Annotated in this window: 23 protein-coding genes; 13 read left to right on the plus strand and 10 right to left on the minus strand. The window is 69.0% G+C overall.

Features of this window, described 5'->3' with window-relative positions:
* The first annotated feature begins 3 nt into the window (after positions 1 to 3).
* From CVV72_RS31595 to CVV72_RS31620, 6 genes are all read left to right on the plus strand, one after another.
* Positions 4 to 459 (plus strand): RidA family protein, encoded by a 456-nt coding sequence (locus tag CVV72_RS31595; protein WP_034314703.1) that lies wholly within the window; start codon positions 4 to 6, stop codon positions 457 to 459.
* A complete protein-coding gene (locus CVV72_RS31600) occupies positions 459 to 1088 on the plus strand; it encodes a hypothetical protein (RefSeq protein ID WP_034314705.1) in 630 nt (209 codons plus the stop codon). Before CVV72_RS31595 ends, CVV72_RS31600 begins: the two co-directional genes overlap by 1 nt.
* 38 nt (positions 1089 to 1126) lie before the next feature.
* On the plus strand, positions 1127 to 2269 hold the full coding sequence (locus CVV72_RS31605) for a hypothetical protein (RefSeq protein ID WP_219147462.1): 1143 nt from the start codon (positions 1127 to 1129) through the stop codon (positions 2267 to 2269).
* Positions 2270 to 2358: 89 nt separating this feature from the next.
* Complete coding sequence (locus CVV72_RS31610) at positions 2359 to 3171, plus strand: NUDIX domain-containing protein (RefSeq protein WP_219147465.1); 813 nt, start codon at positions 2359 to 2361, stop codon at positions 3169 to 3171.
* Entirely contained in the window at positions 3168 to 3938 is a 771-nt protein-coding gene (locus tag CVV72_RS31615) for an MBL fold metallo-hydrolase (protein ID WP_219147467.1), read from the plus strand. The genes CVV72_RS31610 and CVV72_RS31615 overlap by 4 nt, the downstream gene beginning before the upstream one ends.
* Complete coding sequence (locus CVV72_RS31620) at positions 3935 to 4186, plus strand: glutaredoxin domain-containing protein (protein ID WP_034314716.1); 252 nt, start codon at positions 3935 to 3937, stop codon at positions 4184 to 4186. The genes CVV72_RS31615 and CVV72_RS31620 overlap by 4 nt, the downstream gene beginning before the upstream one ends.
* Positions 4187 to 4379: 193 nt before the next feature.
* Here the strand turns inward: CVV72_RS31620 and dnaN are convergent, their stop codons facing one another.
* From dnaN to CVV72_RS31640, 4 genes are all read right to left on the minus strand, one after another.
* Positions 4380 to 5444, minus strand: a complete 1065-nt coding sequence (gene dnaN / locus CVV72_RS31625) for a DNA polymerase III subunit beta (RefSeq protein ID WP_219147469.1) — start codon at positions 5442 to 5444, stop codon at positions 4380 to 4382.
* A gap of 9 nt (positions 5445 to 5453) precedes the next feature.
* Positions 5454 to 6716, minus strand: a complete 1263-nt coding sequence (locus CVV72_RS31630) for an MFS transporter (RefSeq protein ID WP_219154253.1) — start codon at positions 6714 to 6716, stop codon at positions 5454 to 5456.
* A gap of 464 nt (positions 6717 to 7180) precedes the next feature.
* On the minus strand, positions 7181 to 7855 hold the full coding sequence (locus CVV72_RS31635; protein WP_003081747.1) for a Crp/Fnr family transcriptional regulator: 675 nt from the start codon (positions 7853 to 7855) through the stop codon (positions 7181 to 7183).
* Positions 7856 to 8015: 160 nt separating this feature from the next.
* Positions 8016 to 8267 carry a hypothetical protein gene (locus CVV72_RS31640; protein WP_005166943.1) on the minus strand — a complete coding sequence of 84 codons (252 nt, stop codon included), beginning with the start codon at positions 8265 to 8267 and terminating at the stop codon, positions 8016 to 8018.
* A gap of 237 nt (positions 8268 to 8504) precedes the next feature.
* On the opposite strand from CVV72_RS31640, the gene nth reads away from it, so the two are divergent.
* The 4 genes from nth to CVV72_RS31660 are packed head-to-tail and all read left to right on the plus strand — an operon-like array spanning position 8505 to position 11676.
* Positions 8505 to 9188, plus strand: a complete 684-nt coding sequence (gene nth / locus CVV72_RS31645) for an endonuclease III (protein WP_219154254.1) — start codon at positions 8505 to 8507, stop codon at positions 9186 to 9188.
* Positions 9185 to 9781 (plus strand): TlpA disulfide reductase family protein, encoded by a 597-nt coding sequence (locus tag CVV72_RS31650; protein WP_219147471.1) that lies wholly within the window; start codon positions 9185 to 9187, stop codon positions 9779 to 9781. Before nth ends, CVV72_RS31650 begins: the two co-directional genes overlap by 4 nt.
* A complete protein-coding gene (locus CVV72_RS31655; protein WP_219147473.1) occupies positions 9778 to 10485 on the plus strand; it encodes a CoA pyrophosphatase in 708 nt (235 codons plus the stop codon). Before CVV72_RS31650 ends, CVV72_RS31655 begins: the two co-directional genes overlap by 4 nt.
* A gap of 6 nt (positions 10486 to 10491) precedes the next feature.
* Positions 10492 to 11676, plus strand: coding sequence for a MarP family serine protease (locus CVV72_RS31660; protein WP_219147475.1), 1185 nt, complete (start codon positions 10492 to 10494; stop codon positions 11674 to 11676).
* 40 nt (positions 11677 to 11716) lie between these two features.
* Here the strand turns inward: CVV72_RS31660 and CVV72_RS31665 are convergent, their stop codons facing one another.
* Genes CVV72_RS31665 through nhaA form a run of 4 tightly spaced genes read right to left on the minus strand, consistent with a single transcriptional unit; the run spans position 11717 to position 14817 of the window.
* Positions 11717 to 12130 (minus strand): DUF1992 domain-containing protein, encoded by a 414-nt coding sequence (locus CVV72_RS31665; RefSeq protein WP_219147477.1) that lies wholly within the window; start codon positions 12128 to 12130, stop codon positions 11717 to 11719.
* The gene (locus CVV72_RS31670) at positions 12127 to 13050 is read right to left on the minus strand and encodes an alpha/beta fold hydrolase (RefSeq protein WP_219147479.1); all 924 of its coding nucleotides are present in this window, start codon (positions 13048 to 13050) and stop codon (positions 12127 to 12129) included. Before CVV72_RS31670 ends, CVV72_RS31665 begins: the two co-directional genes overlap by 4 nt.
* A gap of 15 nt (positions 13051 to 13065) precedes the next feature.
* On the minus strand, positions 13066 to 13569 hold the full coding sequence (locus CVV72_RS31675; RefSeq protein WP_219147481.1) for a phage holin family protein: 504 nt from the start codon (positions 13567 to 13569) through the stop codon (positions 13066 to 13068).
* Between the two features lie 51 nt (positions 13570 to 13620).
* Positions 13621 to 14817 (minus strand): Na+/H+ antiporter NhaA, encoded by a 1197-nt coding sequence (gene nhaA, locus CVV72_RS31680; RefSeq protein ID WP_219147482.1) that lies wholly within the window; start codon positions 14815 to 14817, stop codon positions 13621 to 13623.
* Positions 14818 to 15025: 208 nt separating this feature from the next.
* Here nhaA and CVV72_RS31685 point away from each other — a divergent pair, with 208 nt between their 5' ends.
* A complete protein-coding gene (locus tag CVV72_RS31685; RefSeq protein WP_219147485.1) occupies positions 15026 to 16486 on the plus strand; it encodes a peptide MFS transporter in 1461 nt (486 codons plus the stop codon).
* 214 nt (positions 16487 to 16700) lie between these two features.
* Here the strand turns inward: CVV72_RS31685 and CVV72_RS31690 are convergent, their stop codons facing one another.
* Entirely contained in the window at positions 16701 to 17420 is a 720-nt protein-coding gene (locus CVV72_RS31690; RefSeq protein ID WP_219147487.1) for a VIT family protein, read from the minus strand.
* Positions 17421 to 17540: 120 nt separating this feature from the next.
* Here CVV72_RS31690 and CVV72_RS31695 point away from each other — a divergent pair, with 120 nt between their 5' ends.
* Both CVV72_RS31695 and CVV72_RS31700 read left to right on the plus strand, forming a co-directional pair.
* On the plus strand, positions 17541 to 17984 hold the full coding sequence (locus CVV72_RS31695; protein WP_255632807.1) for an ATP-binding protein: 444 nt from the start codon (positions 17541 to 17543) through the stop codon (positions 17982 to 17984).
* Positions 17985 to 17987: 3 nt separating this feature from the next.
* Complete coding sequence (locus CVV72_RS31700) at positions 17988 to 18764, plus strand: tRNA(His) guanylyltransferase Thg1 family protein (RefSeq protein ID WP_219147491.1); 777 nt, start codon at positions 17988 to 17990, stop codon at positions 18762 to 18764.
* Here CVV72_RS31700 and CVV72_RS31705 read toward each other — a convergent pair.
* On the minus strand, positions 18728 to 19408 hold the full coding sequence (locus tag CVV72_RS31705; RefSeq protein ID WP_219147493.1) for a DUF2848 domain-containing protein: 681 nt from the start codon (positions 19406 to 19408) through the stop codon (positions 18728 to 18730). The two genes, CVV72_RS31700 and CVV72_RS31705, sit on opposite strands and share 37 nt — an antisense overlap.
* Positions 19409 to 19491: the final 83 nt, after the last annotated feature.

The following is a 19491-nucleotide window of genomic DNA, read 5'->3' on the forward strand; positions in this document are numbered from 1 at the left end:
GCCATGACCTGGAGCGATCGACTCGCCGAGCTCGGGATCGAGCTGCCTGCCGTCGCCGCCCCGCTGGCGGCCTACGTGCCCGCCGTCCGCACGGGTTCGCACGTCTACACGGCCGGGCAGCTGCCCTTCGTGAAGGGTGAGCTCGAAGCGACCGGCAAGGTCGGCGCCGAGGTCAGCCCCGAAGAGGCGAAGCAGTACGCGCGGACGTCGATCCTCAACGCCCTCGCCGCGGTCGACTCGGTCGTCGGCATCGACAACGTCGTGCGGGTGGTCAAGGTCGTCGGCTTCGTCGCGTCCGCGGAGGGCTTCACCGGTCAGCCCGCGGTGATCAACGGGGCGTCCGAGCTGCTCGGCGAGATCTTCGGCGAGGCGGGTATCCACGCCCGCTCGGCCGTCGGGGTCGCCGAGCTGCCGATCGGGGCGCCGGTCGAGATCGAACTGATCGTGGAGGTGAAGTGATGGACCCGGACATCGAACGGTCCTCGCACGAGCTCCTGCTCCGGCTGGCCGGACGGCTGCCGGACCAGCTCTTGTGGCGGTTCCGTGACTGGCTGGGCGAGGGCGCGATGGGCACGCTCGCGCGAACCCTGCCCAGGTCTTTGCTTAAGCACAGGATCGACCTCGATCAAACCGAGTATCGCCTGCTAGTCGCCGGGCTCATCCCTCACGGAGCCGACTGGCATCAGGTGAGTTCCACCCTGGGGGTAGACGACGTCACCGAGACCAGGTACACATTCACGCAGAGTGCGCCCGAATGGGTGAACTCCGTCGACTCTGTGTCCGTATTGATCCACGCGACGTTGCGGGGACGGCCGGATGTGGGTGAAGTGCGGCAAAGCTGGCGACACCTCGGTGTGGTCGGCGAGGGTGGGGCGAAACGAGTCCTCCTGGTCACGGCGCTCAACGGGCTGCCGAGGCTGACCGGCGAACTGCAACGCGTCCTGCGCGTGCTGGGTGACGAGGAGCCCGGCGTCGAGGTTCTCCCGCCGAGCATCGACCTCACCGGCTATCACCGCACCGCGCTCGCCAACTCCGAGCTGATCTGTGTGGGCGCGGTGGACACCGGAAGTCGGCTGGTCGCCGCTTAACGCTCGCTCCACCAGGCGAGCCGGGAGGGAGCAGAGCAATGGTGGAGGTCCACGACGGCCCGCCCATGGACGGGTTCTCGGTGCCCCTGCGCCTGCACAACCTGTTACTGGCCTTGGCGGGTCGGATCGACGACAGTGCTTTGACCGAAGCGCGTGAGCTGATCGCGCGTGCGCACATCGACGAAGCGGTGGAGCTCACCACCGGCACCCTGATCGCGGGGAAGATCCCGGTGAGCTCGGCCGAACAGCGTGAACTCGCGCTCGTCCTCGAAATGAGCAGGTCCGACGCCACCCTGGCGAACGACCTGCTGGTCGTCGAGGAGGACGAGCCGGTGCTCACCCACCGGTTCACCGGTGAGAACCAGCCCGAATTCGGCCTCGTCGAGGCGCTCGACCGCACCCTGCAGGTGCTGCCGGACGTCCGGTCGGTGCACGCGGTGTGGCGGAACACGCCGGCGGGCAGCGTGCCCGGCGCGCTACCGCAGCGGGTGGTCCTGGTCGAGATCGGCCCGGAGGGCAACCCGCCCGCGGTCGCGTTCCGCGTGGACACCGCGCTTCGCCGCGCGGGCATCCGTTCGGTCGTCGAGGTCGCGGGACCCGGCGTCGCACGGTCCGCGTACCACCAGGCCGCGTCGTCGGCCGCGAGTCCTGTCTGGGTCACCGGGAGTACCCACTCCAGTGACTTTCGGTCCGAGCCGGTGACTCCGCCGCCCGCTCCCGCCCCGGCTCCCGAGCCGGTCAAGGAGCAGCCGAGCAGGCACGGGCTGCGGCCGGTCGGCGGTGGTACGCACGAACCGGTCGAGCCGATCGCGCCGGTGGTGCCGATCGTGCAGCAGGCGCCCGCGGCGACGCCGTCGTCGTCGGAGTCGGCGACACCGCGCAAGTCGCGGGCGGAGACCCGCGCCGAGCGCACGGCCGACCTGACTCCGGCCGAGGTGGCGCAGCTGCGCCAGGCGCTCAAGGAGGACCCCGAAAAGGGCCGCGAGATCGCCACGGGCAAGCCGAGCATGCACGAGGTCGTCGAGCTGCCCGCTCTCGACCTCGACGACCCCAGCCTGAGCGAGCGCGACCGCGCGCTCCTGCGCGAGCTGCACGCCGAGCTCGCCGAACGGGAGCGCGCCGAAGCGGCGAAGATCCGGCTGAACGGCGCTTCGCGCAGCAGCGGTTCGAGCTGGTCCTAGCGAGTCCCACGCAATTCGGCACCTGGTTGCGGTAGTTGCACGCGCAACGATCGCAACCAGGTGCCGAATTGCGATGTTAGGTTGCTGGTGTGGCTGAAGAACTGACATTCGACATCCCGGTGGGGGCCGGGGTGGGCACCCGCGCCAACGCCGACGGCGTGCCGGTGACACCCAAGGACGCGGCGACCGTGATCCTCCTCCGCGACGGCACCGACGGCGTCGAGGTCTTCCTGCAGCACCGGGTGAAGGGCATGCCGTTCGCCGGCGGGATGACCGTCTTCCCTGGCGGTGGCGTGGATTCCCGCGATGTCGACACCTCCGTCAGCTGGGCGGGCCCGGAGCCCGCGTGGTGGGCGGAACGCTTCGGCTGCGACGAATCGCTCGCTCGCGCCCTGGTGTGCGCGGCCGTGCGTGAGACGTTCGAGGAGTCGGGCGTGCTGCTCGCGAGCGTCGGGGACGCCGTCGTCACCGACACGACGCCCTACCACGACGCGCGCGCGAAGCTGGTCTCCCGGGAACTCTCCCTCGCCGCGTTCCTCGAAGCCAACGGCCTGACACTGCGCGCGGATCTCCTGCGCCCGTGGGCGAACTGGGTCACCCCGCCGCAGGAACCGCGCCGCTACGACACCTGCTTCTTCGTCGCCGTGCTGCCCGAGGGGCAGCAGGCGGACGGCGCCACCTCCGAGGCCGTCAGCTCCGGCTGGCAGCGGCCCGAGGAGGCCATCGCCGATGCCAAGGAAGGGCGCCGCATGCTCATGCCACCGACCTGGATGACGCTCGCGGAACTGGGCGAGTTCGGCTCGGCGGCCGCGGCTCAGGCCGTCGAGCGCGAGATCTCGAAGATCATGCCGACGCTGGTGCGCGAAGGCGACAAGGTCCGCGTCGTCCTGGACCCGGCATGAGCGCCCCCGCGTACGGCGTGCTGCGCCAGGTCACGCCGACGGCGTCCGTGCTGCTGGAGCACAACCCGTCGTCGATGACGTTGGAGGGCACCAATTCCTGGGTGCTGCGCGCACCGGGCGCGGCAGGCTCCGTTGTCGTCGACCCCGGTCACGAAGACGTCGAGCATCTGACACTGCTGGCGGAGACCGGCGCCGTCGAGCTGATCGTGCTGACCCACCACCACCCCGACCACGCCGAGGGCGCGCCCTGGTTCGCCGAGCGCGCCGGTGCTCCGGTGCGGGCCTTCGACGAGGCGCTCTGCATCGGCGGGAAGTCCCTTGTGGACGGTGAGGTGATCGAGGCGGCCGGTCTCCGGCTGTCGGTGCTGCACACGCCCGGCCACACCGGCGACTCGATCTGTCTGGTGTCCGACGGGCAGATCCTGACCGGCGACACCATCCTCGGCCGCGGCACCACCGTGCTGCACGACCTCGGCGACTACCTGCGCTCGCTGCGGAAACTCATCGGCCTCCCCGGCGGCACCATCGGACTACCGGGGCACGGCCCCGAACTGCCCGACCTGGCCGCGACCGCGCGCGAATACCTGGCGCACCGGGAAGAACGGCTCGACCAGGTGCGTTCGGCGCTGGAGAAGCTCGGCGCCGACGCCACCCCGCGCCAGGTCGTCGAGGTCGTCTACGCCGACGTCGACAAGGCTCTGTGGGCGCCCGCGGAGTGGAGTGTGCAGGCACAGTTGGACTACTTGAGGTCGGAGGACGGCGAATGAGTGACGTCGAGGTCGAGTTCTACTGGCGCCCCGGATGCGGGTTCTGCGCCGCGCTGGAACGGCCGCTGTCGAAGAGCGGTTTCAAGGTGAAGCGGGTCAACATCTGGGAGGACCCGGACGCCGCCGCGCGGGTGCGTTCGGTGGCGAACGGGAACGAGGTCGTGCCGACGGTCTTCGTGGGCTCGAAGGCGATGGTGAATCCCTCGTTCGGTGAGATCGAGGCCGCCGTGAAGGCCGCCTCCGCCTGAGTCGCCAATGCCATGAACGGTCCGTTACTTGCAAATTTTGCAAGTAACGGACCGTTCATGGCATGCGGGACGGGGCGGCGCGTCGAGCTGGGGCGCCGAGGCCGGTGTCGCGAAAGCCACTTTCGGGACACCAGACGTCGCGAAAGTGGCTTTCGCGACACGGCGCCACGACACGAGTCCCTTGTGGACAGGGTCAGCGCGCCAGCATCGGCATCACGTAGTACGTCAGCTCCACATCGCCCGGCTCCACCGCCCGGATGACGCAGGCCCGCATCCCGGGCTGGATCTCGAGCCGCACCCGTTCCCCGGCGAAACCCTGCAGCGCGTCCAGCAGGTACCGCGCCTGGAACGAAGGCGACGTCCGGCCGCCCGAAACCTCGGCCTTCAGAGTCTCCTCCGCCTCCCCGGTGTCCTGCTTGGAACTGGCCAGCCGCACCTGGGAGTCACCGACCTCCAAGGTCAATACCCGGCGATCGTCCGCGTAGACGCCCACCCGGCGCACGGCGGCGGCCAGCGCGTCGGCGGCGACCTCGACGGTAGTGTCCACGGTGGACGACTCGATCAGCTTCTCCGACAGGAATCCCGCGTCGAGTACGGCGGTGGTGACGGTGACTCCGGCCCAGCTCAGCCCGAAGCGGGTCTTGTCGCCGTGCAGGCCGACGACGCCGCGTGCCTGCTTCGCCGTCTCCGCGAGGAGGCCTGCCGGGACGAGCGCGTCGATCGGCTCGCCTTCGGACCGCAGTGGCAGGGTGGCCACGGCCATCCGGTACCGGTCGGACGCCGTCAGCCGCAGTTCGCGGCTGAAGCTCTGCACCCGGACTCCGGTGAACATCGGCAGGGCGTCGTCCTTCGCCGCCGTGCCCGCGACGGTGCGCAACGCGGTCACCAGCGCCTGACCGTCCACTTCGGACACCTTCGGCGGCAGGTCCGGGAGATGCAGTTCCCGGCTCAGCAACGGAAGCGCGAAACGGCCGCCTTCGACCCGCACGGCCAGCCTCGAACCTTCGACGACCAGGCGCACCAGGTCGTCTTCGAGCATCCGGAGTGTTTCCGCGAGCGGCCCGGCCGGGACGATGACCTCGCCGTCGGTGTGGACCATGGCGTCACCGGTGAGGAGCACCGCCCGTTCACTGTCGCTGCCGCCGACGGTCAGCCCGTCCTTCCCGGCGCGCAGGAGCAGACCGGAGCGGGCCGTGAGCAGCCGGGCGGCGGCGGAAACGGCGGACGAGAGGGAGCGGGTGGCGGCAGTCAGGTCCATGCCCGCAAGCTAGCGGGCGGCACCGACAAGTTCGGGAGCTTCGGCGACGGCTCCGGCCGGCTGCGGGCGGAACGTGCCGCGCAACAGCCACACCACCGCGGCGAGCGCGAACCCGACACCGCCGGCGGCGAGGAAGGCCGCTTCGTGCCCGGCGTGCTCGACCAGGTAGCCGCTGATCGACTGCCCGAACGCGAGACCGAGGGTCACCGCGGTGAGCACCCAGCCGAACGCCTCGGCCGCCGTGCCCTTCGGCGCGGCGATCTCGATGGCCGCCGAATGCGTCGTCGACTGCGGTGTGATGAGCGCCCCCGCGGCGAGCATGGCGAGCGCGAGGCCCCAGAGCGAGCCGGGCAGCGCGAGCAGCGCCACCAGCGCGCCGAATCCGGCCAGCAGCACCGGCAAGCGCAGGCCCATCTGACGCGGCCACGGGCGAAGGCTGTACGCGACCCCGAACGCGACCGAGCTGACCGACCACGCCGAGAGCAGCAGGCCGCCGATGGAGGTGTTCCCCGCCTCGGTGGCGGCCGCCGGGACGGCGACCTCGACGAACCCGATCACGGCGCCGAAGCCCAGCGCGGCGACCGCGAGCGTGCGCATCCCGGGGCTGGCCAGCGCGCCGAGCAGTTTGCCGCCCGACGAAGGCGACGGACCCCAGGCACGCACGGTCGGGCTCAGCGCGAACAGCACCGCGCCCGCGATCATGGTCAGCGAGCCGGTCACGATGCCGGTGCCCGCCCACGGCGCGGCGATCAGCAGTCCCGCGAACCCGGGGCCGAGGATGAAGAAGACCTCCATGCTGATCGCCTCGTAGGAGAACGCGGCGTTCCGCGTCGGCCCGGCGGGCAACAGCCGTGTCCACAGCGCGCGCGAGGCCGAACCGACCATCGGTTCCGTGATTCCGGTGCCGAAGGCGAGCGGGACCAGTACGAGGGTCGGCGCGTGCGCCTCGATCGCGAACACCAGCCCGGTCATCGCCAGCGCGAACAGCACCGTGGTGGTCAGCAGCGGCCTCGTCGGCCCGAAGCGGTCGATGAGCCGTCCCTGCACGACCGCGCCGACGGAGACGCCCACCAGCGACCCGGCCGAAACCAGCCCGGCCGAGGCGAAGGAGCCCGTCTCGCGCTGGACGTAGAGCAGCGCGGAGATGCCGATCATCGCGATCGGCAGGCGGGCGAGCAGGGACGCGATCACCGCCCCGCGGGATCCGGGCGCGGTCAGCGCGGCTCGGTAGTCGGCGAGGGAGGTGCGGTGGCTCTCGGCGGAAGCGGACACAGACTGGGACACGCGTACCAGTATGAAGACTTTGGTACGCGAGTACCAGATCTGTGGCGGTAAGTTTGGTCACCACCGGTTTTGGGTACTACGGGGGTTCGAAGTGCCCTCGGTTCATCACGATCGGGTAACAGTCGGTCCATTCTGGGTCATTCGGGGCAACAAATCGACGCGTTTGGCGTCCTTGAGAGTGAAAGAGCTTGAGTTCACGGCCGATGGCCGTGGATGGTTGAACGACAAACACACAGTCTCCAGCTCCCTCCGGCGTACGGGTCGGGGCCTTGTTCCGGAGGGCGGGGAGCGCGGATCGTCGGGGGATGGTCCGCGCACAGCGAAGAGCCGGTGCGCCACGTCGGGGGTGGCGCCCGGCTCTTCGTTGTGTCGAGCACTGTGCTCAGCGCAAGTACGTGAAGGCCCCCTTCATTGCGTCTAGCGCAATGAAGGGGGCCTTCACGTACTTGAAATCAACGGGCGCGGCGGGCCAGACGCTCCGGGTCCAGGATCAGCACGCTCTTGCCTTCGAGCCGCAGCCAGCCACGGTGCGCGAAGTCGGCGAGAGCCTTGTTGACGGTCTCGCGCGAAGCGCCGACGTACTGGGCGATCTCTTCCTGCGTCAGGTCGTGCGTGACCCGCAGCAGGCCGGCCTCCTGGCTGCCGAAACGCTGCGCCAGCTGCAGCAGCGCACGCGCCACGCGGCCGGGAACGTCGGTGAAGATCAGCTCGGCGACCATGTTGTTCGTCCGGCGCAGCCGGCGGGCGACCACCCGCAGTAACTGCTCGGCGATCTCCGGGCGGGTGGAGATCCACTGCCGCAGCGCCGGGCGGTCCATCGTCACCGCGCGGACCTCGGTCACGGTCGTCGCGCTGGACGTCCGCGGGCCGGGGTCGAAAATGGACAGCTCGCCGAACATGTCGGACGGGCCGAAGATGCCCAGCAGGTTCTCGCGGCCGTCGGGTGACTTGCGGCCGATCTTCACCTTGCCGGACTGGATGATGTAAAGCTTGTCGCCGGGTTCACCCTCGTTGAAGATGACATGCCCGCGAGGGAACTCCACGGATTCCAAGGTCTGTGCCAGCGCCTCGGCGGCTGCCGGCTCAACACCCTGGAAAATGCCCGCTCGGGCCAGGGTTTCGTCCACCTCGGGTGCCTCCTCATCGAGATACGACGTCGATCCTCATTCTGCCGAGGACCGTGTCGTCGATCACTTTTCGCGTCAGTCTAGGTCGTGCGCGCGAGATCGCTCGTCGGCACGCCGAACGTGCGCGTGGCCGGGGAACGATCTCGCTCGAACGTGGAGCCTAACTCCGCACGCGTCGCGCGCGAAGCCTGGCCGCCTTCCCGCCCAGCCTGCGCAGCCGGAAAAGCTCGAGCGCGCGCCCGATGCCGTGCCCGTAAAGGGCCCTGACCTCGTTGGGCTGAGCCTGCTCGAGGAACTCCTCGACCTCGTTCTCCTGTACCGCGACGTGCTTGAGCCTGGTCTCCACGCGTTCCATGAACAGCGCGAAGAACATGATCACCAGTGGCACCAGGATGACGAACCAGACGGTCATGCGCCCTGCCCCGGGAATTCCGAAAAGTTGTGCATTACTCCAGATCCTCGCTCATGGCGTCCTCGATCGAAGCGCCGAGGTGGTGCTCTGGCGTGTCGGCCGTCGACCGGCGGGTGCTCCCACTGGCTCGTCCGATGGCGCCCGTAGGCTATCGGGGTGCCTCCTGCCCCCACCAACGCCCCCCGTGCGGGTGGCAAGGGTGAAAGCCGGCTCGCATTGGTGAGACGCGCCAGGCGGATGAAGCGTTGCCTCGACGACGAGTTCCCGGACGCGCACTGTGAGCTTGACTTCACCACTCCGCTCGAATTGCTGGTCGCGGTCGTGCTTTCGGCGCAGACCACCGACGTCCGCGTGAATCAGGTCACGCCCGCGCTCTTCGCCCGCTATCGGACGGCCGCCGATTACGCCGGCGCCGACCGCGCCGAACTCGAGGAGTACCTCCGTCCGACGGGGTTCTTCCGCGCCAAGGCGAACTCGGTGATGGGGCTGGGCGCCGCCCTGGTCGAGCGCTACGACGGCGAAGTGCCCGGCAAGCTCAAAGACCTCGTCACGCTGCCGGGTGTCGGCCGCAAGACCGCCAACGTCGTGCTCGGCGACGCCTTCGGGGTTCCCGGGATCACCGTCGACACGCACTTCGGCCGTCTCGTCCGCCGCTGGGGCTGGACCGAGGAGGAGGACCCGGTCAAGGTCGAGCACGCCGTCGGCGAGCTGATCCCGCGCAAGGAGTGGACGCTCCTCTCGCACCGGACGATCTTCCACGGCCGTCGCGTGTGCCACGCCCGTAAACCCGCCTGTGGCGCCTGCCCGCTGGCGAAGATGTGCCCCTCGTACGGAATCGGCCCGACGGGCTTCGAAGAGGCCGCGAAGCTGGTCAAGGGCGAAGAACGCGACCACATCCTGGAACTGGCGGCCCGCCGGTGACCAGGGTCACCAAACTGGCCGTCGGCGCCGCCGTGCTGGTGGTGGCCCTGATCGTCGCGCTGCTCACGACGCGTGACGGGCAGGCGCCCGCCAAGACGTCGGGGGATCTCACGGCCGCGCGGGCGAAGGCCGCGCTCGCCCCCTGCCCGCCGCCTGGGCCGGGCGAGGTGGCGAAGCTGCGCGGAGTCGACGTCGAATGCCTCGGTGACGGCTCCCGGGTCGACCTCGCCAAGGTGGTTTCGGGTGGCCCCGTGCTGGTCAACCTGTGGGCGTCGTGGTGCGAGCCGTGCCGCGCCGAACTGCCGCTGCTCCAGAAGTACGCCGCACAGCCCGGTGCCGCGCGCGTGCTCCTCGTCCAGGTCGCGAGTTCCGGGGCCGACGGGCTGGCGATGCTGGCCGGACTGGGGGTCCGGCTGCCGTCCGTGTTCGACGGTGACGGGCAGTCGGGGCCGGTGCGGACGGCACTGAAGGTCCCTTCCTCCCTTCCCTCGACGTACCTGGTCACGGCGGGTGGCGACGTCCGGCTCATCGAGAACCCACGCGTCTTCCTGAACACTGAGCAGGTGCGCGCAGCTGTGGAAGGGACACCATGACCGGCCCCCTCGTGGACCCGGACGCCGTGCCCGCCTGGTTGCAGCCGCTGGTCAAGATCAGCGGCGAGGTCGGCGCGGACGCGTTCAGCCGGTTCAGCGTGCCGAGGGACGCGACCTACCGGTCCGCGTCCGTCCTGATGCTCTTCGGCGAGGGCCCGCAGGGGCCCGACGTCCTGCTCCAGCGCCGCGCCGACACGCTCGGCTCGCACGCCGGGCAGGTCAGCTTCCCCGGCGGGGGCGCCGAACCGGAAGACGGCGGCCCGGTCGGGACCGCGTTGCGCGAAGCGGAGGAGGAGACCGGCGTCGAACCCGAGGGCGTACTGCCGGTGGCGGTCTTCCCGGAGCTCTTCGTGCCGGTGTCGAGCTTCGCCGTGACGCCGGTGCTCGCCTACTGGCGGACGCCGTCGCCGGTGCACGCCGTCGATCCCGGCGAGACCGCGGCGGTGGCCAGGGTGCCGATCGCCGAGCTCACCGACCCGGCCAACCGGTTCCAGGTCAAACGCGCGGGCTACGACTGGAAAGGGCCCGCGTTCGACGTCGGCGGGATGTTCGTCTGGGGGTTCACGGGCGGCCTGCTGGCGATGACGTTGTCGCTCGGCGGCTGGGAACGGGACTGGGACCACGGCGACGTCCGGGAGCTTGACGTAGCGTTGGCCGAACATCAGGCGCGGGTCGACGGGCGGCAAGTGCCGGAGAAGGAGTAGGCGCCGGTGAACTGGGTCGACGTACTGGTGATCCTCCTCGCGCTGCTGGCGGGCGTGTCCGGCGCGTTCCAGGGGGTGATCATCGCCCTCCCCTCGCTGGTCGGGGTGGTGCTCGGCGCGCTCGCGGGGATCAAGATCGCGCCGCTGATCGTCGAACTCTTCGAGCACCCGGCGGCGAAGGTGGCCTTCGCGGTGGCCACCGTGGTGTTCCTGGTCGCGCTCGGCGAGACCCTAGGGGTCTGGGCGGGGCGGAAGCTGCGGCAGAAGATCAACCCGGACAAGCTTTCCGGCGTCGACAAGACGCTCGGCGCGGTGGTGCAGGCCGCCGTGGTGTTCGTGGTCGCGTGGCTGATCGCGACGCCGCTGACGGCCGTTTCGGGAGTGCCCGGGCTGGCCAAGTCGATCAACAGCTCGGTCGTGCTCGGCGAAGTGAACAACGTCATGCCCGAGGCGGCGCAGGGCTTCCCGAGCGAACTGCGCAAACTGCTGGACGCCTCCGGCTTCCCGTCCATTGTGGACCCCTTCCAGAAGCCGAACGTCGAGGACACCAGCCCGCCGGACACCGCGCTGCAGGCGAGCGCGATCGTCAAACAGGTGCACCGCAGTGTCGTGAAGATCCGCGGCAACGCGACTTCGTGTTCGCGGGCGCTGGAGGGCAGCGGATTCGTCGTCGCGCCGCAGCGCGTGATGACGAACGCGCACGTCGTCGCGGGGACCGACGAGGTCGCCATCGAATCGACTTCGGGCAAGTTCCCGGCCAGGGTCGTGTACTTCGACCCGGAGGCCGACGTGGCCGTGCTCGCGGTGCCGAGGTTCCAGGCGCCGGTCCTCCCGTTCACGCCGCGGGTCGCCCGGGCAGGCGACAACGCGATCGTGCTCGGCTACCCGCTCGACGGCCCGTACACCGCGACGCCCGCCAGAGTGCGCGGCCGGATCAACCTGCGCGGACCGGACATCTACGAGGCCAACACCGTGCAGCGCGACGTGTTCACCGTGCGCGGGCAGGTGCGCAGCGGCAACTCGGGCGGGCCGATGATCAACCCCGAAGGCGAGGTCATCGGGGTCGTCTTCGGTGCGGCGGTCGAGGATCCGGAGACCGGCTTCACGCTGACCTCGGAGCAGGTGCGGCCGGTGGTGGAGACGGCTCCCGCGCTGAGCGCGAACACGTCGACGGGGCCCTGCGCCAACTAGCCTCGTGAATGGTAAGGACGGTTAGAACCGTCCTTACCATTCACGAGGACGAGAGGCCTTCGCGCCAGGAGGCCACGACCTCGTCCACGTCCAGCGGCCGTGCCCGCAGCACCGGGCCGCCCGCCGGACGCCGGTGCTCGGCGCGGATCCGTTCGTTCAAGTCTTCGACGATCTCCCGCACCCGCGCCTCGCGACGTACCCGAGCCAGGGTGTCCGGCAGGTCGTCCAGTTCCTTCGCGATCGCCAGCGACGGCGGCAGCAGCGCCGAAACGTCGTGCCCCTCGGCGCGGACCTTGTCCACCACCCAGGCCAGCGCGGTGTCCTTGCCGTCGGTCTTCGGCAGCGGTTTTCCCGCGCCGGGGAGGTCGTCGAACTCGCCCCTCGCCTCCGCGGCGCTGATCTGCCTGTCCACCCAGGACTCGAACGACACGCCCGTCGGTTTGCGCTCGGTCATGCTTCCAAGATACGGAAGAAGTCCAGCAGCGCGGCCGACGTGCGCTCCGGGGCCTCCAGATGCGGGAAGTGGCCGATGCCGGGCCAGCGTTCGAGACGGGCTTCAGGGGCCCAGCGACGTGACGCCGCCGCCGTCTCCGGCAGGACGCACCGGTCTTCCTCGCCATGCAGTTGCAGCACGCGAGGAGCGAAGCGGCCTTGCAGTGCTTCGCCGAACCGGCGTCCTTCGCCGCGGAACTGCGCGCGGAACGCCCATCGGTAGTACTCGAGCGCGCTGTGCGGCACTCCCTGCACCAGCATCGCCTGCCGGAACGTCCGCACCGTCTCGGTGAAGTCGGAGGTATCCGTCCACTGTGGACCGGACCAGGTGCGGAAGAGCTCCTCGACGGCGAGCGCCTCGTCCTTGACCAGCCATTTTTCCGGCGCCATCGGCACCTGGAAGCGGAACAGATGTCCCGAAGCCCGCAGCTGTCCCGGCCGCCGGACGGACCGGCGCAACGCCAGCGGATGCGCGCCGCCCAGCACGCTGACCGACGAGACCAGCCGCGGGTGGAGCGCGCCCACCGTCCAGGCGAGCATGCCGCCCCAGGCATGCCCGACGAGATGGGCCTTGCGCGCGCCGAGCGACTTGATCAGCCCGCCGACGTCGCCGGCGAGCGTCCACGCGTCGTAGCCGCGCGGGGGCTTGTCGGAGTCGCCATAGCCGCGCAGATCGACCGCGACCACGCGGAAACCGGCGCCGGCGAGCGCCTTCAGCTGGTGGTGCCAGGCCCACCAGAACTCGGCGAAGCCGTGCAGCAGCACGACCAGCGGTCCGTCACCGAGTTCGGCGACGTGCAGCCGGATGCCGTTCGCCGAGACGTCACGATGGGTCCACGGACCGTCGATCCGGACGATCGACGGATCCGGTGTCGCCTGCACCGACTCGAAAACTTCTCAGTCGCGGCCCGCGGGCGCGTCGTCTTCGGCGCTGTGACGCGGCTTGAACGCGGCGGCGGTGTCCTTGAAGCTGTTGATCGTGCGCTCCGGCGCCTTGATCTTCTTCACCTTGCGGTAGCCGAGGAAGCCCGCGGCCGCCGTCGCGACGAGCATCAGCCCGAACACGATCGCGAACGCCGCCCAGCGCATCAGCCACTCCGACAGCAGTTCGCCCAGGAAGAAAAAGAAGAAGAACGAGCTGTACAGGCCGATGACCAGCGCGACCAGGAAGAAGATGGCGCCCTTGAGGCCCTTCTTCGCCTCCGCGACGACCTCGGATTTGGCCAGCTCGACCTCGGCGCGGATCAGCGTCGAGACGTGTTGTGTGGCATCGCCGACGAGTTTCCCGAGGGACTGCTCGCTCGCTACCACGTCGTCATCGCTCGACAGGGGGAGGTAGGGCACGGCCCCCACGCCGTCGGGGCCGGTACGTTCGTGCTTGGGGCTGCTCACACCGGTCATCGTGCCACGTGCCCCGATCACGGGCGCGGCGGACCGGCGAGTGTCGCATTCTCAATCTTCGCGCGCGTGCACCCGGCTGCGGTGCAGCAGCATCGCGGCGGCCGAAAGCGAGGCGATGGCCGAGGCGATCAAGACCGCCATCTTGGCTTGGTCCACGGCTTCGCCGTCGAGCGCGAGGTCGGCGATCAGCAGGCTCACCGTGAACCCGACACCGCCGAGCATCGACAACGCGCCGATGTCCCGCCAGCCCATGCCCCGTGGTTTCTCCGCGAGCTTGAACTTCACGGCGAGCAGGCTGGCGCCGAAGATCCCGATCAGTTTCCCGCCGACCAGACCGACCAGCACGGCGAGCGGCAACGCGGTGGTGAACACCGCTCCGAGCGACTCGCCGTCCACTTTGATCCCGGCCGCGAACAGCGCGAACAACGGCACCGCTACCGCCGCCGACCACGGCTGCAACCGGTGTTCGAGCCGGATCGCGGGCGCGTGCTCCTCGCCCTCGTCGGCGCGGACGCGGGTGAGCAGGCCGAGCGCGACGCCGGCGATCGTGGCGTGGATACCCGCCGAATGCACCGCGACCCAGGTGATCAAGGCCAGCGGCACGTAGATCCAGGCGCTGCGGACGCGGCGCTTCTGTAGGTAGGCGTACAGCGCGAGCGCGACGACGGCGACGCCCGCGGCGACGAGGTCGAATTTCGCGGTGAACAGGATCGCGATGACCAGGATCGCGCCGAGGTCGTCGACCACCGCGAGCGAGAGCAGGAAGACACGGGCGCTGCTCGGCAGGTTCGACGCGGTCAGGGCGAGCACGCCCAGCGCGAACGCGATGTCCGTGGCGACCGGGATGGCCCACGCGCGTTCGATGCCCGGCGTTCCCCAGCCGACCGCGAGCGCGACCAGCGCCGGGACGATCATGCCGCCGATCGCGGCGACCACCGGCAGGATCGCCTGCTTGAACCGCGAAAGTTCGCCGACCACGAGTTCGCGTTTGAGTTCGAGCCCCGCGACGAAAAAGAACAGCGCGAGCAGGCCGTCCTTCGCCCAGTCGCCGATCGTCAGATTCAGGTGGAGGAATTCGGGACCCAGCCGGAAATCGCGGATCGCGCGGTAAATGTCGTCGATGGGCGAATTGGCCCAGATGAGGGCGATCGCGGTGGCGCCCAGCAGGATCATCCCGCCGGTCGTCTCCGTGCGCAGGTAGCGGGCGAACTCTGCGACGGCTTTCGCGGGGCGGGTGGGGCCGGACAAGGCATCCTCCGGGTTTCGGCAACGACGAATACTGTTGCCGACCAGACTTCCCGGCGCACCTTGACACGATTTTAACGCTTCAAGCTGCGGAAATCTCGCCTTCATGACAGCTGCCACAGAGATCATGCGGACGTCGGTGTCCCGTCCACATTGTGGGCTTCTAGCATGTCAACCGGAAACCGACAACGATGTCTTCACTAAGGACGGCATGGTGAGTACCTCTACCGAGGTCCAGCGAGACACGAGGTTTTTCGGGCACCCACGAGGGCTCGCGAACCTCTTCGGCGTCGAGATGTGGGAGCGTTTCTCGTTCTACGGGATGCTCGGCATCCTCCCGATCTACCTCTACTACGAAGTCAGCCAGGGCGGCCTGGCGCTGCCGAAGGCCTCCGCGCTCGGCATCGTCGGCGCGTACGGCGGCATGGTCTACCTGTCGGCGGTGATCGGCGCCTGGGTCGCGGACCGGGTGCTCGGCTCGGAACGCACGCTGTTCTACAGCGCGATCCTGATCATGATCGGCCACATCAGCCTCGCCGTGCTGCCCGGTCTGGCGGGTATCGGTGTCGGCCTCGTCTGCGTCGCGGTGGGTAGCGGTGGGCTGAAGTCCAACGCGACGGCCATCGTCGGGACGCTGTACGCGCCGGGCGACGAGCGCCGCGACGGCGGTTTCACGATTTTCTACATGGGCGTGAACGTCGGTGGCTTCGTCGGCCCGCTGCTGACCGGGCTCGCGCAGAGCGAGATCGGTTTCCACGTCGGCTTCGGGCTCGCCGCGTTCGGTATGGCGCTCGGCCTGATCCAGTACACGATCGGCCGCAAGAACCTCGGCGAGAAGGCGAGCGAGATCCCCAACCCGCTGCCCGCGTCGCAGCGGCCGCTGGTCTTCGGCGGTACCGCGGTGGGTGTCGCCGCGATCGTGCTGCTCGTCGTCTTCGGCGTGATCAACCCGGCGAACCTGGTCGACGTCGTCGTCTGGGCCGTCGCGGTCATCTCGGTGATCTACTTCGTGGTGATCATCAGCAGCAAGAAGATCACCTCCGACGAACGCAGCCGGGTGTACTCGTTCATCCCGATGTTCATCGCGAGCGCCGCGTTCTTCTCGCTCTACCAGCAGCAGTTCACCGTGGTCGCGGCCTACACCGACGAACGTCTCGACCGGACGATCTTCGGCTGGGAGATGCCGGTGGCGTGGGTCAACTCGATCAACCCGGTGTTCATCATCCTGTTCGCGCCGGTGATCGCGGCGATCTGGACCAAACTGGGTTCGCGGCAGCCGTCCTCGCCGATCAAGTTCGTGCTCGGCACGGTCACCATGGGCGTGGCGTTCCTGCTGTTCCTCCCGATGGTCGGCAGCGGCAAGAACGCCAGCCCGCTGCTCGCGCTGGCCGGCATCCTGTTCGTGTTCACCATGGCGGAACTGATGCTTTCGCCGGTCGGTCTCTCGCTGTCGACCAAACTCGCGCCGGAGGCGTTCCGGACGCAGATGGTGGCGCTGAACTTCCTGTCCATCTCGCTCGGTACGGCGATGTCCGGAAAGCTCGCCGAGTTCTACTCGGTGGAGGACGAGGCGCCGTACTTCAGCATCGTCGGCGGGGTGGCCATCGTGGTCGGTGTGGCGCTCCTGGTGGCGACGCCGATGATCCGCAAGCTGATGAAGGGCGTTCACTGACGCGCTTCATGCCGCACTGACGAGTGATCCTCGAACGTGCTGAAAGGGCCCTTCACCGCCGAGGAGCGGTGAAGGGCCCTTTCGCTATCCAGAACTCACGTGATGGAAGCCGTAACTCACGTGTTTGGAGGCGTAACTCGTGTGTTACGCCTCCAAACACGCGAGATCGCCGTCCGATCACGCGAGTTACGCCTTCGAGCACGAGAAACGGCGTCTAGCCGACGGTCGTCCCGAACAGCACGCCGACGTAGTAGGTCACCAGCATCGTCAGCGCGCCGACGCCGACGTTGCGCGCGATCGCGCGGCCGGCGCGGGCGTCGCCGAGTTTCGCGCTGATGAACCCGGTCAGCGCCAGCCCGACCCCGACCGCCGACGCGCACGCCCACACCCGCGCCGAGGTCGGCGTCCACACGATCGCCAGCAGCGGCAGCAGCGCGCCGACGGTGAACGCCACCAGCGACGCCCACGCCGCCTGCCACGGACTGGTGAGATTGTCCGGATCGATGCCGAGTTCGGCCTCGGCGTGCGCCTGCAGCGCGTCCTTTTCGGTCAGTTCGCGGGCGACCTCGGCGGCGAGTTCCCGGGAAAGGCCCTTCTCCTCGTAGATTTCCGCGAGTTCCCGTTCTTCGGCCTCGGGCATCTCTTTCAGCTCGCGCTTTTCCAGTCGCAACTGGGCGCGTTCGGTGTCGCGCTGTGTGCTCACGGAGACGTATTCGCCGCCCGCCATGGAAAGCGCGCCCGCGACGAGCCCCGCGATTCCCGCGGTGGCGATCGTGGTGGAGTCGGTGGTCGCGCCCGCGACGCCGACCACGATGCCCGCCACCGAGACGATCCCGTCGTTCGCGCCGAGAACCCCGGCGCGCAGCCAGTTCAGCTTGCCGCTCAGGTCCTCGTGCGGTTCGTGAGGATGTGAAGTCGATACGGTATCGGTCACCTTTTCAGTGAAACACAAAGAACGCTATCCGGCGAGCGAAGACCGTTTCGGTGAATAGAGGCAATCCTTATTGAATATTGCCTTACCTAACTCATCGGCTACGTTGTGTCCGTGGCGGAGATGGTGATCCTGATCGGGCTCCAGGCGTCCGGGAAGTCGACGTTCTTCCGGCGCGAGTTCGTGGGGACGCACGTCCACGTCAGCAAGGACACCTTCCCCAACGCCCGGCGGCCGCAGGCTCGGCAACTGCGGATGCTGGCCGAAGCGTTCGAGGACGGCCGGTCGGTGGTCGTGGACAACACCAACCCCTCGCCGGAGGAATGGGCCCCGCTGGTCGAAGTCGCCAGACGGTACGGCGCGCGGGTCCTCGGGTATTGGTTCCCGCCGGATCTCGAAGGCTCTCGAGTGCGCAACGCGCGCCGGAAAGGGAAAACCCGGGTGCCCGACGTCGGTCTGTATGCGACGCTGAAACGCCTCAGGCGTCCGAGCGCCGAAGACGGTTTTGACGAGCTGTACACCGTCGGTTTCGACGGTGAGGGCGGTTTCGTCGTCGAGCGGGGGTGAGTCATGGACGCCGGTGATTTCGAGGCGCGACAACGGGAACGCGAATGGTTCCACGGGCTGACCGTGCCACCGGGAGCGTGGACGGTGCTCCGCGTCGACGGCCGGGGGTTCTCGAAGTTCACCGAAGCGCGGTTCGAGAAGCCGTTCGATCCCCGGTTCGCGGACTGTATGGCCGAGACGGCGAGCGCGTTGCTGTCGGAGTTCGCTTCACCTTACGTATACACGGAAAGCGACGAGATCTCGCTCGTGCTCGCCCCTTCCGCCGACCTCTTCGGCCGGGGCGTCGAAAAGCTCGTGTCGATCTCCGCCGGGGTCGCCTCGGCCGCGTTCACGCACGCGGCCGGCGTGCCCGCGCACTTCGACGGCCGCGTTTGGCTCGGCACGTCGGCGGACGACGTCGTCGACTACTTCTCCTGGCGCCAGGCGGACGCGGCCCGGTGCGCGCTCAACGGCTGGTGCTACTGGATCCTCCGCAAGGCGGGGAAATCGGCGACCGAAGCCGGAGCCGTTCTCGACGGCGCCAGCGTCTCCGAGAAGAACGAACTGCTCTTCGCGCACGGCGTCAATTTCGCCGAAGTCCCCGCCTGGCAACGGCGCGGCGTCGGGCTGTACTGGGAATCCCACGAGCGCACGGGATTCGATCCGGTGCGCGAGGTCGAGGTCTCCGCGACCCGCCGCCGCGTCCGCGTGGACCGCGAGCTGCCGATGAAGGACGAGTACCGGACCTTCCTCGGCGAGCTGCTTCAGCCGATCGGTTCGGGCAGCCGTCGCACGGTGTAGGCGAGGTCGATCGTCTCACCGGTCGCCGGGTCGCCCAGTTCCACGCGCCACGAGCCGGCGAACTGGTCGACGCCGTGGACCATCGGGATGGTCCCGGAGATCAGCACGGTGCCGGGGGCGTAGAGGTCACGCTCGCGCAGCACGTCCAGCCAGTACGACGGCGGCAGCAGTTCCGCGAGCTTTCCTTGCTGGATGAGGGTTTCCCCGGCCCAGGCGGACAGCGTGAGGTCGTCGAGCCGGTCCTGGACGTCCAGCAGCCGCCACGCCTTGGTGGCGAGGACGTCGGGGCCGGCGTTCTTGCTCCATGCGACGCCGTGCGCTTCGAGCGCGCGGTCGGTGTGGTCGCAGGCGGCGGTCAGGAGGACGTCCTCGGGCGCGGGGCCGGTGATGACGATGGCCCATTCGGCCTCGCCGGAGGTCCGCTCGTGCTGCACCGGGACCTCGTCGGTCTGGCTCGCCAGGTACGGCGCGACGGGGTAGAGGGCCGGGATCACCGAAGGCGCGGGAACGCCGAGTTCGGCCAGTTCGGCCACGTGGGCGGCGACGTCCTCCTGGCTGCGACCGGCGTATCCGGCGTTCAGCAGCGTGTGGACCTCGGTCCGCCGCTCCTGGCCGTCGGGAAGGGTGAAACGCAGCTCAGGCATTTGTCCTCCGAGATTGGGGGTTGCGCATACAGCTTGTATACAAGGAGTATATCCGCAATTCAACCCCTCCCGGCGGGGTTGCG

The organism is Amycolatopsis sp. TNS106, assembly GCF_019330265.1.
In the GTDB taxonomy this organism is placed as follows: Bacteria; Actinomycetota; Actinomycetes; order Mycobacteriales; family Pseudonocardiaceae; genus Amycolatopsis; species Amycolatopsis lurida.